This window comes from Paraneptunicella aestuarii, from assembly GCF_019900845.1.
In the GTDB taxonomy this organism is placed as follows: Bacteria; Pseudomonadota; Gammaproteobacteria; order Enterobacterales; family Alteromonadaceae; genus Paraneptunicella; species Paraneptunicella aestuarii.
Map to the genome: position 1 here is coordinate 2777221 of NZ_CP074570.1, position 18092 is coordinate 2795312.

Annotated in this window: 4 protein-coding genes; all 4 read right to left on the minus strand. The window is 48.2% G+C overall.

Features of this window, described 5'->3' with window-relative positions:
- Positions 1–31 precede the first annotated feature (31 nt).
- The 4 genes from KIH87_RS19425 to KIH87_RS10650 all read right to left on the minus strand — a co-directional run bounded on the left by KIH87_RS19425 (position 32) and on the right by KIH87_RS10650 (position 18014).
- Positions 32–4786: a non-ribosomal peptide synthetase gene (locus KIH87_RS19425; RefSeq protein ID WP_269751471.1), complete on the minus strand. Its 4755-nt coding sequence runs from the start codon at positions 4784–4786 to the stop codon at positions 32–34.
- The gene (locus KIH87_RS19430) at positions 4701–6524 is read right to left on the minus strand and encodes a non-ribosomal peptide synthetase (RefSeq protein ID WP_269751472.1); all 1824 of its coding nucleotides are present in this window, start codon (positions 6522–6524) and stop codon (positions 4701–4703) included. The genes KIH87_RS19425 and KIH87_RS19430 overlap by 86 nt, the downstream gene beginning before the upstream one ends.
- Positions 6521–15472, minus strand: a complete 8952-nt coding sequence (locus KIH87_RS10645) for a non-ribosomal peptide synthetase (RefSeq protein ID WP_269751473.1) — start codon at positions 15470–15472, stop codon at positions 6521–6523. The genes KIH87_RS19430 and KIH87_RS10645 overlap by 4 nt, the downstream gene beginning before the upstream one ends.
- A gap of 106 nt (positions 15473–15578) precedes the next feature.
- Positions 15579–18014, minus strand: a complete 2436-nt coding sequence (locus KIH87_RS10650; protein ID WP_232357869.1) for an ABC transporter permease — start codon at positions 18012–18014, stop codon at positions 15579–15581.
- Between the last annotated feature and the right edge of the window lie 78 nt (positions 18015–18092).

An 18092-nucleotide genomic window follows, 5' to 3' on the forward strand; every position in this document is an offset into this window, starting at 1 on the left:
TGTACCTGCGGCAACTCCCGTAAACGCGACTCTATCTCCCCGGCTCTATACGGTAACCCCGTATCTTCACCTGGTTATCCATCCGACCAAGAAATTCAATATTACCGTCTTCTCGCCAGCGAACCTTGTCTCCTGTTCGGTACAAACGACCACTATCTATCCATGGCAATTCCACAAAACGTGCTTCACTTAGCTCCCTGCGACCAAGATAACCCTGGGTCACACCATCGCCACCAATATACAATTCACCAGCCACACCCACGGGCTGCAAACCCTGAGCAGCATCAAGCACATGCAAACGCGTATTACCCAACGGGCTGCCACTGGGCAGACTACCCGATAAACTGGCATCCCAATCCTTCGAATGCCACGTACTGGACGTAATCGCTGTCTCCGTCAAACCAAATACATGAACCAGCTCCACATCGTACGCCATCCACTGACGCATCAACCGTACCGGTATCGCTTCACATCCAACCATCACCACCCGCAGTCCTGACGGCGGTCTTTCATTATTCACTTCCAGCCAGTACAGCCATTCTCGCCACTGGGCAAACGAAAGCTCCAGTACGCTGATGGATAAATCCTCCATCGATGCCTGCAGCTCGGCTGCTCCAACTAACCCACCGCTTCCACGGCTCACCACCGTTGCACCCGACAACCATGCCGGTAACAGCTCTTCAAGTATCACATCAAAACTGACCGATGCCAGTTGCCAGACACGGTCATCACCACTACTGCCCAGCACGGCCTGCATCGACAGGCTGTAGTTCACCAGGTTGCGATGGCTATATAACACACCCTTCGGCTCGCCTGTGGAGCCCGATGTGTAGAAAACACCAATGCCATCATCGCCACCACAAACCGGTAAACCTCCTCTTTCCCCGGGCATCGATGATACCTGCTCTATCGCTGCATCCTCATCCATCACAATGACCTTCACACCTTCTGGCACAAAATCAGTCATGGCGCGCTTGGGGCACAACACCGCGGCGGCTACACTGTCCCGCAGCATGTACGACAACCTCGGGGCCGGATACTGGGTATCCAGCAACAGGAAACGGCCTCCGGCCTTGATAACCGCAAGCAATCCCACACAAAGCTCTCGTCCCTCTGACTGGTAAATACCTACCACATCACCGGACTGAATACCCTGGGACAACAGATAATACGCCCATTGATTGGACAAGGACTCAAGCTCACCGTAGCTCAACGAAGCACTTCCACCATCTCCGGCTTCTGCACCCTCTACGGCTATATTGCCTGGTGTCGACATCGCCTGGGCACTAAACAGCGCTCCGACTCCCGCTTCGCGGTCATAGTCAAAATCTGTCGCGTTCCACTGCTTTATCAAATCTTCCTGTGATTGATCCAGCAGAGCTAACCCGGTTACTGATTGTTTTGGCGTGGTAATAACTGCATTTAACAGGGTGGCAAAACTATTGGCTAATCGCTCAATAGTACCGACAACGAAAAGATCTTTTCTGTATTTCCAGGTTAATTTGATGCCGAAATCAGTTTCATAGGCAGTCAAATCCAGATCATTATGTGCGATGTCAGTATCTTCATCGTTGAACTCAAGCGTTAGTTCATTGTTCTGGAAAGTTTCACTTTCATTGTTCTGTAAGGTAAATGAGATCTGGAACAATGGACTATAGGCAAGACTCCGCTCTGGCTGCATCTTCTCAACCAGTAACTCAAACGGGATATGCTGGTGCGTATACGCATCCAGTATCATCTGCCGGTTCCGCTGCAACAACGCCGAGAAATCAGGTGCTCCCGACAAGTCCGTACGCAAGACCAGCGCGTTAACAAAAAATCCGATTAAGCCCTCGGTTTCCTTACTCACTCGACCCGCTATCGGCGACCCCATCACTATGTCCGTCTCATTACTGTAACGGGAAAGCAAGACCGCAAACGCCGTCTGCAAAAACATAAACAATGTCACATTATGCTGCTTACACAACTGACCTATCCGCGCTGACAATTTCTCATCCAGCAACTGGCTGACCGTATCCCCTACAAACGCTATCTCTGCCGGACGTTGCCTATCCAAAGGTAAACTGTGCAACTGAGGAAGACCCTCAAGCTGCTGTTGCCAGTAACCCAGCTGCGCTTCAAGAACGTCTCCCTGCAACCAGTCCCGCTGCCATTGGGCATAGTCTGCATACTGCACCTTCAAACCCGGTAACGGGTCCGGTTTGCCCTGACTAAAGGCACGATACAATTCACTGAATTCACGTACCAGAATCGATATCGACCAACCATCCGATGCAATATGGTGCATGTTAAACAACACCTGATGCACCTCTTCCGACTGCCTGAATACCTGCAATCGCAATAACAGGTCACTGGACAGGTCAAACGCCCGACCCGCATCTGCCTCTGCAAGCTCCTCTATCGTTCTCAACTGCTCCTGCGCTGACAACCCGGACAGGTCATGCCACACCAACGGCGTATCAAACGTCTCGCATATCACCTGCTGCGCTTCACCATCAATCGAAACAATACGGGCTCTCAATACCTCATGCCGCTCAATAATCTTATGAATAGCCTGTGTCAGCGCCTCTCGGTCAAGACGCCCCACCAAACGGAACTGACCCGGCATGTTGTACTGACTACTGCCCCCTTCAAGCTGGTCAATAAACCATAAACGCTGCTGGCCATAAGACAGGGGTAACCGGCCCTCTCGCGATATCACCTGTATCGGTGGAAGCACTGAACCACTGGTCAGGCTATCCAGCACAGCCGCAAATTCTGCAACCGATGTGTGCTCGAACAAGGTCTTCAACGGTACTTCCACATTGAATGCCTGACGCACCTGACTCACCAGACGCGTCGCCAGCAATGAATGACCGCCCAGCGCAAAGAAACTATCTGTCACACTCACCCTGTCTACCTTAAGCACATCCTGCCAGATAGCACATAAACGGGCTTCCCTATCATTACGAGGTCCCACGTAACCCTGGGTATCGTTACCCTGCTGTTGCGGCGAAGGCAACGCCTTGCGATTCAGTTTGCCATTTGGGGTCAGCGGAAAACGGTCCATAAAGATATACGCCGAAGGCACCATAAAGGCCGGTAAACGTGATCCCACCTCTGAGTTCAGAGCTGACCTTAACAGTGACTCATCATTCCACTCACAACACGGATGTCCCACTCTATCGTCACCAAAACCGACACCTTCTGCCTGATAACTCTCATGGATGGCATACAGCACTTCATGAGGACTTCCCTGAAGCTGGTCATCACGGTCCACTGTCCAGCGATACCCACGGCTTTCCAGTAACGCCTTAATACTGTCTATCCGGTCTCCAATATCATGGACTTCTATAATTATCTGTTTGATTTTCGACCAGTCCGAATCGTCAATACCGGCAAGAACCTGTACCTCACTCTTCTGGACATCCAGCTTTAACAGGTCAATACGCTCAACCCGCTGCTCGGCAATAATGTCTGACAAGGTCCTTATCTGACAGGTCACCTCTTCACTCTGCAAACGCTCTGCCAACAACTCATCAAAGGCCGATTCACTCAGCTCTCCACTGTCCAGCTCTTTTTGATGCTGGCTTCGAAGATAGGTTTTTACATCCTGCGAATCTACCTCCTGGTCTCCATAACGACCCGATATCAACGAGTTATGCGGATAGTAGGTAAAGGTGACTTCCTGGGATGCTTCTCCAAGACCACAGGGATACAATGTGGCATTAAGCCCATACAGCTCTGTGTTAAATTCCAGCACCCTGAATACACTCGGAACCGGCTCAAAGGAATACAGACGCACACCTGGACATACCTGCCCGACAAACAGACTGGCCATTCCCGTGTTCGCACCCACATCAAAAACACAGGCATCTTCCGGCAACACTATCCCGTGTTTCAAGTAAGTCTGTTGCCCAAAGATTTCGGCATAGGTAAAGTCGGTCTCTGCCGGATTCAAACAGCCAACATACATACCATTGGGTAATGTCTGGCGCTTCACGCCATCCCACTTGTTCTGTCCGCTCAAACGTGACAACGCCCTTACCGGACCGGCATGCTCACGGTCAGCCTGAACATAGGCCAACAACTGCTGGTCTCGCTCTATCACCACCGCCTGTTCAACCGCTGGATGTTGTGATATCGCCTTGGAAATTTCATCCAGCTCTACCCTGAAACCTCGCAACTTCACCTGATTATCAATACGCTCTACGTATTCTATGGTTCCATTGGGCAGCCAGCGTACCAAATCACCGGTACGGTATAAGCGCTCTGCGCCCTCTGTTGAAAACGGGTTATCTACAAATCGTTCAGCTGTCATCTCTGGCTGGTTCAGGTAACCTCGAGCAAGACCCGCACCTCCAATATACAACTCCCCTATCGCTCCCGGAACCTGTAACTGTTGTTGTGGATCCAGCACATAGAACTTCGCATTCGCCAGTGGCTTGCCTATCGGAATAACGCCCCTCGCGGTCCCTCGTGCCACTTCACTGTCTATCAGTTGCGTACAACTGCCCACCGTCGCTTCCGTCGGACCATATTCATTGATAAAGGTCGCTCCCGGGAGGTAGTCGTTTATCCACGGCTCCAATGTCTCACGGGTGAGTTGTTCTCCTGCCACAACCAACACATGCCGCGCATCCGGGTTGCTGCGTAAATTACCCAGCGACTCCACCGCCTTTAAATGGGCTGGCGTTATCTTGAATAACAGCGCATCTTCATCAAAACAGGTAATCTGCCAACGATTCCAGTGGCAGGACATCTTCCGGCAATAATTCAACATAACCACCGCTGATAAGCGGCACATACAGGGACTGCACTGTCGCATCAAACGCTATCGGCGAACTCACCACCGAGCCGACTATCTGCTCGTACATGAAATCCTGCTCGCCGAACTTCAAAAAGTTACACACACTGTGGTGCTCTACCATCACCCCTTTAGGTTGTCCCGTTGAGCCCGACGTATAAATCACATAGGCAAGATGATGCGGTGTCAGTCCCATGACGTGAGGATTAACATCCGGGTAACCGGATAACTGCTCACGGGTCTGTGCCGTATCCAGGCAAATCACCTGCTGGACTGTCAGCGGTAACTGCCCCACCAGACTGCTCTGGGTCACCAGCTGGCTAATACCGGTATCGTCAAGCATATAGCCAAGGCGTGCCTCGGGGTAATTCGGATCCAGTGGAACATAGGCTCCCCCGGCCTTTAAGATACCCAGTAGCCCCACCATCATCTCGGCGCTACGCTCCAGACAAATCCCCACCACAGTATCCGGCCCGACTCCCTGACCTATCAGGTAATGGGCCAGGCGGTTCGCCTGTGCATTCAGCTCTTTATAGTTAAGTTCTACATCTTCAAAAATCACCGCCACCGCTTCCGGTGTACGGCTTACCTGTTGTTCAAACAGGTAATGAACCAGGCGTTCATCCTGTTGCGACTCATCAAAGTACACTACGTCACTGGCATTCCAGTCGAACTCCAGTTGCTGACGCTCTTGCTCCCCGATCAAAGACACCTGTTCCACGCTAACTGACGGATCATCGACAAGCGCCTCAATCAGCGTGTTTAAACCTGATGATAGTTTTTGAATACTTAATGGCTGAAAAAGGTTCTGGTTGTATATCCAATCAATAGTAATGCCATCGTCCGTTTCGTTGACGTTCAACTGAAGATCGAATTTGATATTATTGGTCTCTGTTTTCAGGCCTTCAATTTCCATTGACTCAAATGTCATGGAATCTTTTTGATGATTACCTAAAGTGATAGTGATCTGGAACAATGGACTATAGGCAAGACTCCGCTCTGGCTGCATTTTCTCAACCAGTAACTCAAACGGGATATGCTGGTGCGTATACGCATCCAGTATCATCTGCCGGTTCCGCTGCAGCAACGCCGAGAAATCAGGTGCTCCCGACAAGTCCGTACGCAAGACCAGCGCGTTAACAAAAAATCCGATTAAGCCCTCGGTTTCCTTACTCACTCGACCCGCTATCGGCGACCCCATCACTATGTCCGTCTCATTACTGTAACGGGAAAGCAAGACCGCAAACGCCGTCTGCAAAAACATAAACAATGTCACATTATGCTGCTTACACAACTGACCTATCCGCGCTGACAATTTCTCATCCAGCAACTGGCTGACCGTATCCCCTACAAACGCTATCTCTGCCGGACGTTGCCTATCCAAAGGTAAACTGTGCAACTGAGGAAGACCCTCAAGCTGCTGTTGCCAGTAACCCAGCTGCGCTTCAAGAACGTCTCCCTGCAACCAGTCCCGCTGCCATTGGGCATAGTCTGCATACTGCACCTTCAAACCCGGTAACGGGTCCGGTTTGCCCTGACTAAAGGCACGATACAATTCACTGAATTCACGTACCAGAATCGATATCGACCAACCATCCGATGCAATATGGTGCATGTTAAACAACACCTGATGCACCTCTTCCGACTGCCTGAATACCTGCAATCGCAATAACAGGTCACTGGACAGGTCAAACGCCCGACCCGCATCTGCCTCTGCAAGCTCCTCTATCGTTCTCAACTGCTCCTGCGCTGACAACCGGACAGGTCATGCCACACCAACGGCGTATCAAACGTCTCGCATATCACCTGCTGCGCTTCACCATCAATCGAAACAATACGGGCTCTCAATACCTCATGCCGCTCAATAATCTTATGAATAGCCTGTGTCAGCGCCTCTCGGTCAAGACGCCCCACCAAACGGAACTGACCCGGCATGTTGTACTGACTACTGCCCCCTTCAAGCTGGTCAATAAACCATAAACGCTGCTGGCCATAAGACAGGGGTAACCGGCCCTCTCGCGATATCACCTGTATCGGTGGAAGCACTGAACCACTGGTCAGGCTATCCAGCACAGCCGCAAATTCTGCAACCGATGTGTGCTCGAACAAGGTCTTCAACGGTACTTCCACATTGAATGCCTGACGCACCTGACTCACCAGACGCGTCGCCAGCAATGAATGACCGCCCAGCGCAAAGAAACTATCTGTCACACTCACCCTGTCTACCTTAAGCACATCCTGCCAGATAGCACATAAACGGGCTTCCCTATCATTACGAGGTCCCACGTAACCCTGGGTATCGTTACCCTGCTGTTGCGGCGAAGGCAACGCCTTGCGATTCAGTTTGCCATTTGGGGTCAGCGGAAAACGATCCATAAAGATATACGCCGAAGGCACCATAAAGGCCGGTAAACGTGATCCCACCTCTGAGTTCAGAGCTGACCTTAACAGTGACTCATCATTCCACTCACAACACGGATGTCCCACTCTATCGTCACCAAAACCGACACCTTCTGCCTGATAACTCTCATGGATGGCATACAGCACTTCATGAGGACTTCCCTGAAGCTGGTCATCACGGTCCACTGTCCAGCGATACCCACGGCTTTCCAGTAACGCCTTAATACTGTCTATCCGGTCTCCAATATCATGGACTTCTATAATTATCTGTTTGATTTTCGACCAGTCCGAATCGTCAATACCGGCAAGAACCTGTACCTCACTCTTCTGGACATCCAGCTTTAACAGGTCAATACGCTCAACCCGCTGCTCGGCAATAATGTCTGACAAGGTCCTTATCTGACAGGTCACCTCTTCACTCTGCAAACGCTCTGCCAACAACTCATCAAAGGCCGATTCACTCAGCTCTCCACTGTCCAGCTCTTTTTGATGCTGGCTTCGAAGATAGGTTTTTACATCCTGCGAATCTACCTCCTGGTCTCCATAACGACCCGATATCAACGAGTTATGCGGATAGTAGGTAAAGGTGACTTCCTGGGATGCTTCTCCAAGACCACAGGGATACAATGTGGCATTAAGCCCATACAGCTCTGTGTTAAATTCCAGCACCCTGAATACACTCGGAACCGGCTCAAAGGAATACAGACGCACACCTGGACATACCTGCCCGACAAACAGACTGGCCATTCCCGTGTTCGCACCCACATCAAAAACACAGGCATCTTCCGGCAACACTATCCCGTGTTTCAAGTAAGTCTGTTGCCCAAAGATTTCGGCATAGGTAAAGTCGGTCTCTGCCGGATTCAAACAGCCAACATACATACCATTGGGTAATGTCTGGCGCTTCACGCCATCCCACTTGTTCTGTCCGCTCAAACGTGACAACGCCCTTACCGGACCGGCATGCTCACGGTCAGCCTGAACATAGGCCAACAACTGCTGGTCTCGCTCTATCACCACCGCCTGTTCAACCGCTGGATGTTGTGATATCGCCTTGGAAATTTCATCCAGCTCTACCCTGAAACCTCGCAACTTCACCTGATTATCAATACGCTCTACGTATTCTATGGTTCCATTGGGCAGCCAGCGTACCAAATCACCGGTACGGTATAAGCGCTCTGCGCCCTCTGTTGAAAACGGGTTATCTACAAATCGTTCAGCTGTCATCTCTGGCTGGTTCAGGTAACCTCGAGCAAGACCCGCACCTCCAATATACAACTCCCCTATCGCTCCCGGAACCTGTAACTGTTGTTGTGGATCCAGCACATAGAACTTCGCATTCGCCAGTGGCTTGCCTATCGGAATAACGCCCCTCGCGGTCCCTCGTGCCACTTCACTGTCTATCAGTTGCGTACAACTGCCCACCGTCGCTTCCGTCGGACCATATTCATTGATAAAGGTCGCTCCCGGGAGGTAGTCGTTTATCCACGGCTCCAATGTCTCACGGGTGAGTTGTTCTCCTGCCACAACCAACACATGCCGCGCATCCGGGTTGCTGCGTAAATTACCCAGCGACTCCACCGCCTTTAAATGGGCTGGCGTTATCTTGAATAACAGCGCATCTTCATCATCAAACAGGTAATCTGCCAACGATTCCAGTGGCAGGACATCTTCCGGCAATAATTCAACATAACCACCGCTGATAAGCGGCACATACAGGGACTGCACTGTCGCATCAAACGCTATCGGCGAACTCACCACCGAGCCGACTATCTGCTCGTACATGAAATCCTGCTCGCCGAACTTCAAAAAGTTACACACACTGTGGTGCTCTACCATCACCCCTTTAGGTTGTCCCGTTGAGCCCGACGTATAAATCACATAGGCAAGATGATGCGGTGTCAGTCCCATGACGTGAGGATTAACATCCGGGTAACCGGATAACTGCTCACGGGTCTGTGCCGTATCCAGGCAAATCACCTGCTGGACTGTCAGCGGTAACTGCCCCACCAGACTGCTCTGGGTCACCAGCTGGCTAATACCGGTATCGTCAAGCATATAGCCAAGGCGTGCCTCGGGGTAATTCGGATCCAGTGGAACATAGGCTCCCCCGGCCTTTAAGATACCCAGTAGCCCCACCATCATCTCGGCGCTACGCTCCAGACAAATCCCCACCACAGTATCCGGCCCGACTCCCTGACCTATCAGGTAATGGGCCAGGCGGTTCGCCTGTGCATTCAGCTCTTTATAGTTAAGTTCTACATCTTCAAAAATCACCGCCACCGCTTCCGGTGTACGGCTTACCTGTTGTTCAAACAGGTAATGAACCAGGCGTTCATCCTGTTGCGACTCATCAAAGTACACTACGTCACTGGCATTCCAGTCGAACTCCAGTTGCTGACGCTCTTGTTCGGAGAGCACATTCAAATCCAGAATACGGCTTTGAGTTCCGTCTTTTGTGACAGATGTTAATAAGTGCTCCAGATGATTCCAGATGCTTTGTACCTGACGATCACTGAACCGGTCTTCCTGAAAACGAATATCACAATTGAGGATGCCATCTTCGATAAAAGAGGTTAACGATATAGCGTAATTCGATTCGCTATTTGCTACGACATCACTAATTCGCAAGCCATTATTTTCCTGACTGGATGCTTGTTTGACCGCTGCATCCATCGGATAATTCTCAAACACCAGCAGACTGTCAAACAGCGAAGTCCCTCCCGAAACCTCACTCAACTGCTGTATCTGCGCCAGTGGTAAATAACCATACTCATCTCGCTCTATATTGTCCGCATGCAATACGCCAAGCAAGTCACCAAAACTCATCTGCGGCTCAACCTGTACCCGCACCGGTATCGTGTTAATAAACAGACCTATCATCTGCTCTACTCCCGGCAATTCTGCCGGACGACCCGATATCGTCGAACCAAAAACAATATCCTGCTCATTGCTGTAACGCTGCAACAAACAACTCCACGCTGCCTGCAACACAACATTCATCGTCGTATGGTGCGCTCGCGCCAAGGCCATCAAACGACCCGTCAACGCCTCATCCAGACTCAGACGCTGATAACCAACCGAATCCCCATCCCCCGAAACCCGGTCATACAACAACGGCGTCGGAGATACAAAACCCGACAGATGACCCTGCCAGAAATCCGCAGCCAACTGACGCTCCCGAGACAACAACCAGCCTATATAATGCTCATAAGGCACCACCGCTCCTGACGACAATTCTGCTTCGCCTGACACCTGCGCATGATAATGATTCAGCACCTCTCCAAACAATATCGGCGTACACCAACCATCCAGCAACGCATGATGATATGTCCACACAAAACGGTAACGCTCCTCTCCCATTCGAATAAGATGGATACGCATTAACGGCGCACAGCCAAAGTCAAAACCCTGCGCCTTGTCTTCTCTTAACAACCGCTCAAGCTCTAACACCTGCTCATCAAATGACTTCTCGCGCCAGTCAAGTTGGATAAAGGGTAAGTCGACCGTTCGTTGTACCAGTTGGTGAGGCTGCTCACCATCAAGCCCCACAAACGCCGTACGTAAAATGTCATAACGACCAACCAGCGCTTCCCAGGCACCTCTCATCGCCTCACTGTCCACTCGACCGCTCAGCTCACAACCTATCTGAATCGTATACGATGCCCCACTGCCATCCAGCAAACCATGGAACAACAGCCCTGACTGCATCGGCGTCGCCACATACAGCTTCTCCAGCCCAGGATAATCAGCCTGCCAACCTGACAGGGTAGCCATATCCACTGCCGCCAACGCGAAGTCTGATGGGGTAAACTGCCCTTCACTCGACTCACAATGTGCAATACAGGCCGCCAGCGATTGTTCAAACAAGACTCCCAACCGCTCAATATCCCGGCAACGCGGCGCACCCGTCATATCCACTCGCAACTGACCCTCATGAACCAGCGCATTGATACTCAACGGCACTCCCGGTGGGTTATCACGACTAATGCTGTCTCCCGCTGGCTCGCGTGCAACAGAAAATGCCGACATCGCATTCACACTGTTATCAAACTGACCCAGGTAATTAAATTCAATTCGGCTATCCTGATACCCGGCTTCAAGCCCAACCAACGGACTGTCTGCTTTCAGGTAACGCAATAAACCATAACCCATGCCCTTGTCCGGCACCTGACGGTACTGCTCTTTAACCTGACAAATAACCTCTCCGATGTCCTGTGAACCAACAGATAACACCAGCGGGTACACCGAGGTAAACCAGCCCACGGTCTCCGCAATATCCAGCTCGTCACCCGGTAGCTCACGACCATGCCCTTCCACATCCAGACACATCACGTCACTACCGCTCCACTGACGGTATGCCAGTAACAGTCCCGCCATTAACAATTCATTCGTCCGGGTTCGATAAGGCCGGTTGACCGCGCCAAGTAACTGACGTGTCTGTGTTTCACTCAAACTGAAGCCTAACTGCTGTAAACCCTCACGTTCAAACTCGACCGATTCAAGCAGGGAAGGCACCGCAACCGACAGTTGCTCCTGCCAGTAATCCTGCTGCTCCTGTATCTGCTTACTACCTGCATGCGCCATCAACGCCTCGCTCCAACGCTGCAACGACACACTGCGAGGACCCGCCTTGGGCACCTCTCCTTGCGCTAACAACGACCAGCCCTGCTCCATATCCGACAACAATATCCGCCAGGACACTCCATCTATCACCAAATGATGAGCAACCAGCAACAACCGGCTATCGCCCTCTCCCCGATGCAGATACATGGCCTTGAATACCGACCCCTGTGCTATGTCCAGACTCGCCTGTGCCTGCTGACAATACTCCAGTTGCATCGCCTCCTGTGCTTCGCCCGATAAATGACTGATATCATGCTGCTCCAACGAATCCCATAACATCCGCTCACTATAGGCCTCATGACTGGCAACAACCTCTCCATGCTCTCGAGTAAAACGTAAACGCAAGGCATCATGACGCTGATACACCATATCAATCAACGCACTTAACGCCTTCGCATCAAACCTGGTCGGACACTGTAATAACACCGACTGGTTGTAATGATTTGCTACCGGTAATTCACGCTCAAAAAACGCTCGCTGAATGGGTAAAAGACTCAAGCCTCCTTCTACCGGCTCCTGAGGAATGTTTGACTCTCCCTTCAAACTCACACAGCCAGATAACTCCGCAACCGTCTGATGGTCAAACAGTTGTCTTACTGTAAAGTGCAGCCCATTGTGTTTGGCTCTTGAGACCAGTTGAATGGATATTATCGAATCGCCACCCAGTGCAAAAAAATTGTCTTGTGTGCCTACACGCTCAAGTTTCAGCACATCCTGCCAGATTTCGCACAACTTCTCTTCTATCTGATTCTCCGGAGCAACATACTCACCGCTTTGGCGGTCGCTCTCCTTCGGCGCGGGTAAGGCTTTGCGGTCCAGCTTGCCACTGCTGGTCAGCGGCATTGCGCTCATACGAACAAACACCGACGGTATCATGTAATCCGGTAAACCCGCCTTCAGTGACAACCGGCAACGGCCGACCAACTCATCGTCACTCAGTGAATCGTCACCCACCACATAGGCAACCAGTTGCATACCTCGGGCAATCTCCCGGGCTATCACCGCTGCTGAGCGCACGACATCCTCTTCCAACAGAGCGTTTTCTATCTCGCCCAACTCAATACGGAAACCCCGTATCTTAACCTGGTCGTCATTACGTCCCAGATATTCAAGCTCCCCTTCACTGTTCCAGCGACATATATCACCCGTACGGTATAAACGCGCTCCCTCAACATGACTAAATGGGTCCGCAACAAAACGCTCGCGCGTTAAATCCGGGCGGTTCAAGTAGCCACGACCAACCCCTTCTCCTCCGATATAAAGCTCACCTGTCACGCCAATAGGAACAGGCTGCATATTTTCATCAACAACATGTAACGTTTCACTTGGGAAAGGTTTACCAATAGGGACTATCTCAAGTCCCTTATTCAAACAGGACACCGAAGAAAAAATAGTGGTTTCTGTTGGGCCATAACAATTAAATAATTCACCCTCAAATGAATCTAACAACCTATTAGCCAACAGAGGTGGCAAAGCCTCGCCAGCTACAAACAACTGCTGAATTTTTTTGAGCCCAGCCTGGAATTTTGTGTCTTCCAGATAGGCTGAGATCAAGGTAGGTGTTGATTGAAAATGAGTTACTGGATACTTCTCTAGCAAGTCTGCCAAAGATTCTTCTTCAGCATGAATTTGCTCGTTTTTAGCCAAAAGCAGTGTAAAACCACTAGCTAAAGTACAAATCAACTCAGCAATAGAAATATCAAAGCAATAGCTGGTCGCACCCAACCAAATTCCTTCAGGGTTAGAGAAATCCGCATATCTCTTGAAATCATTTTCAAAAGAGAACAAATGGCGGTGTTCGATCTCAACACCTTTTGGTTTACCGGTAGACCCTGAAGTGAAGATGACATAAGCACGGTTATCAAATGACAAGGGATTTGATAAAACAGGCGTTTCAAGGCCACCGTCGGTAAGAGACTCTTCAAATTTTTCTTCGCCCAAACACAGTATTTGTGCTGGCGTTTCGGGCAACCGGGTTCGAATATGCGATTCAGTAATGATGGCTTTGGATTCTGCGTTTTCCAATTGATAAGCCAAACGCTCCCTGGGATGATCAGGATCTAATGGCAGGTAAGCCGCCCCGGCTTTTAATACAGCCAAAATACTAATGACTATCTTCTCATTGCGCTCGAGATACAATCCAACAATGTCTTCTGGCTGAACGCCCATAGAAATTAAGTGATGAGCTAACTGGTTAGCTTTTTCGTTGATTTCTTGAAAGCTAAATGATTTTCCATTGCTAATCAGTGCTATCTTTTCTGGCGTTTGTAACGCGTGCTGTTCAAACAACTGATGAACAAACTTTCGCTCATTAACCTGTTGCTTAGGGCCAGACCAGTCTGCAATCTGAGCCACTTCGCAGTCAGGCATAATACGAACGTTTTTAAGATCCTCATGTAATTTGCCCAGACTATCCTCAATAAGGAAGTCCAAACGAGCCAAAATGAATTTTATTTCCTGTTCATTGAAGAATTTGGGATTGTAATCCAGGTGTAGATCTAGCGACCCATCGCTATCTTGCTCCCATACTGTCAGCATGAAAGGTCTGGTTTCATGATTGTGGCTCTGATAAACCAGCTTTCCCGGTTGGCCCCCAAAGAATAATTCTTGCTTCAACTGTAAGTAATTATATGCAACTTCATATACTTGACGTCCTTGCAAACCCAACGCGGAATTAAGGTGCCCTATTGGATAACGTTGATGCCTTAAATTTGAGCGTTGAGATTTGGTAATACTCTTCAGTAACTCTGCAAATGTATCAACGCTTGCTGTATCAATATTAGAAAGTGCAGTACTGACAAATGCCCCCAGCATCGATTTTTGTCGAGCTTTTTTCCGATTATGGGAAGGCACGCCAAAAAGTAAATCGGTACGATGATATGCAACAGAGAAGTAATGCGCTAACGCCCCCATAAAATAGTGAGCATTTGTTACTCCAACAGATTCAGATGCCTTTGAAATTTGCTCAACTTTTTCAGCTGAAATATGGAAGGTTTCCCTTTGACTTCGAATATGAACTTTTTTATCTCTGTTCTTATGATAAAACTCGGTCAGGAACCTATCTGTTTTTCCTGCACATAAATTAGACCAATATTCTTTATTTCTTTGGTAATTTTCGCTTGCAAGGTAACGCTCATCATCCCGTGCAATCGCTTCCCACTCTTCATCCTTTTGCGCCTCTACTGGATTTCCATTATAAAGTTGGCTGAGGTTTTGCGCCCAATTTGAAAAGCCCCAACCATCCATTCCCAGATGATGATATAAACCAACATACCAAAACCTGTCATGGCTCAACTTCACCAAAAATGCCTTGAAGAGTTCTTTATCCTCAATTTCCAGAGGAGTTTCAAAAAGTTCAGTAATCCATTTTTTAGCTGCATCAAAAGCATTAGCTTCATGTGTGAAATCAATAAATGGTAAATCGGTGCTACGTTGAGATGAACTATACTGTTTTACATGCTCTCCCTGAGAAACGATTCTCAGGCCAAAAATATCAAAAGTTTCTACCAGTTGACGATGCGCATCGGTCACCTTCTTTACATCAATAGCAGGTAAATCGATATAACCACCAACGTTATATAGGGGGCTCCCCTGATTCCATATCTGGTCAAAATAGATGTCTTTTTGTGTCAATGTTAATGGGTAAAAATTCACATTCATTTTTTGGCCTTATTAATATCTTCCATACCCGTTACGATCAGTAAAACCAATCACATAGCTTTTTATTAACAGTCGCTAATTAGCGATATTTGATGCATTCCATTGTCTACTCATATCTCAAAACTTCCATTGGGCTTGATAGAGCAACTTTTCTGGTTTGAAAAAAGGCTGACAGTGTGGCAACCAAAAGTGTGAGAATGATCGTCAGAATGAAAATGTAGATGTGCTCCCCAACGCCAATACGCAAAGCGAAACTGTTTAACCAGCCCTGAATAAACCAGAATCCGCCAATTAGACCAATAAAGCTGCCTAGTATAACGGGCTTGGAGAATTGCCAATTAAGTAACCAGATGAGTTCCCAAACAGACGCGCCCAATACCTTACGAATTCCAATTTCTTTTTGACGACGGGTAACATAAAACAGTGCCATGCCATACAGGCCAGTAGCAGCCATGAATAAAGCAACGGCCGAGAATACCAGTAAAATGTTTATTTGACGGTCTTCAGTGCGGTATAACGCCTCGAACTCTGATTCAACAAACTTTTTGGATATTGGTTGGTCGGGTAAAACCTGACGCCAGATCGTATCAATTTGTTTTAACACAGTTGAGGTAAATGCAGGATCTAAATCCAACGTCATAATGTGCAATTGATTGGGTGTCCCCAAAGTAAAGACCATGGGTCTGACGGCATGATGCATTGAACGTAACTTCAGATCTTCAACAACCCCGATAATTTTGAGATCGCTATCATCAGTTGAAATCACTTGCCCAATTGCAGCTTCCATTGAATTGATGCCGAGTTTGTTTAAAAACTCTTTGTTGACCACGACATCACCTTGACCTCTGACATTTTCCTGCGGTCGGATGAAAACCCGGTCATTCTGACCAGTGGAAAACACTCTTCCTGACTTGGCACTAATTTCAAAGAGATCGAAAAATTCAGTGTCGACAAACATTTGCTCACTAATGAGCCTGCCACTTTCCTGATTGCCCGCGATTTGCGCGTTAATTGTACTTGAACTAAGTCTCGGGAAAGGACTGTTAGATAAAGCAGCACCTTTCACACCATTGATGCTCAGCAACTGCTGTTTGAAAGTATCTGCCAATGCTTTGTTCTGCCCACCGAAGAATAATGTCAGCTTATTAGATTCATTAAATCCCTTGTCTACGCTGTAGAGATAGTTCATTTGCATATAGAAGAAGGCCGTGCCAATGATTAATGCGGCAGAGACAGCAAATTGCACAACAACCAGTGCGTTTCTGACATAGGATTGTCCGGGAGGGGATGACTTGTTAGCAGTTAAAACGGTTGTCGGTTTAAGGGATGACAATACAAATGCAGGATAACTGCCGGCAATAACAGCCAGAACAAAAACAAATACAATGCTCCCGAAAAATAATATGGGATCCAGCAAAGTAACCATTGTTAGTGACTTTTCCCACAACAGGTTGAACCAGGGTAGAGCCAAAGCCCCGATGACTATTGCCAGTAAAAATGCAAAAAAAGAGATAACAATGGATTCAGTAATGAATTGAATAATAAGCTGCTTGCGAGAAGCCCCCATTACCTTACGGATGGTAACTTCCCGTGTTCTTAATGATGCTCTGGCAGTGGAAAAATTAACAAAGTTAATACTGGCTATTAGCAGTATCAGTATTGCAGCTAACAATGCAGAGTAAACCGCACTTATACTGCCATTCTGATCACGCTGATGCTCTTTATCACCATGCAAATGAATATCAAACAATGGAATTAGATTGATCTTGATATTTTCAACATTTTCCAAGTGATCATTAGAAATAAAGTTTTTAGCCAGATGCTCTACTTTCCTGTTAATTAACTGATCATTTTGTGGAGTAGAAAATTTAATATAGGAATGTACGGCTGCCGAATACCACTCATTTATAATGCCACTGAATACCGTTTTTTTTTCATCAAATAAAGTCAAAAAATTCAACTTGAAATGCGAGTTTTCAGGTACATCTTTGAGTACCCCAACAACCTCGTAATCAACAATTTGGCCAAAAGCATCAATAGCCAGAATCTGCCCAATCGGATTCTCCGAACCAAAGTATTTTAAAGCCATAGATTCGCTGACAAGAATATTACTCGCGCTTTGTAATGCCTCTGCACCAACCCCTTTGACTACTGGAAGATCAAAAATGTCGAAGAAAGATTTTTCAGCATATGTGATTTGTTCATAGAACACCTGATTGTTGCGACGAACTCTGTTGTCCCAATCAAATAAGCGAACCGACGCACTTACATTGGGCACCTGTTCAATTACCGCACTCAATACAGGATAAGGTGATTTGGAAGTTCTGAATGGTTGTAAATTTTTGGGATAATAACTGGTTTCAATCTTGTAAACATTTTCACCGCCATCAACCCAACGGTCATAACTCAGTTCATCAACTATATATAAGGTCACCAATAAGCACGCGGCAAAACCTATAGCTAATCCCCCTACACTAATAAGGAAATTAACTTTATTTGTTAACGCGATTCTTAGTGCAATATTGAAATAATTCTTAAACATTACTTCCAATTCCTGTTTAGACCCTATCCGGGTCTGATTTCAGGCAACCTGTTTGCCTGATAAAAATACAAACACTAC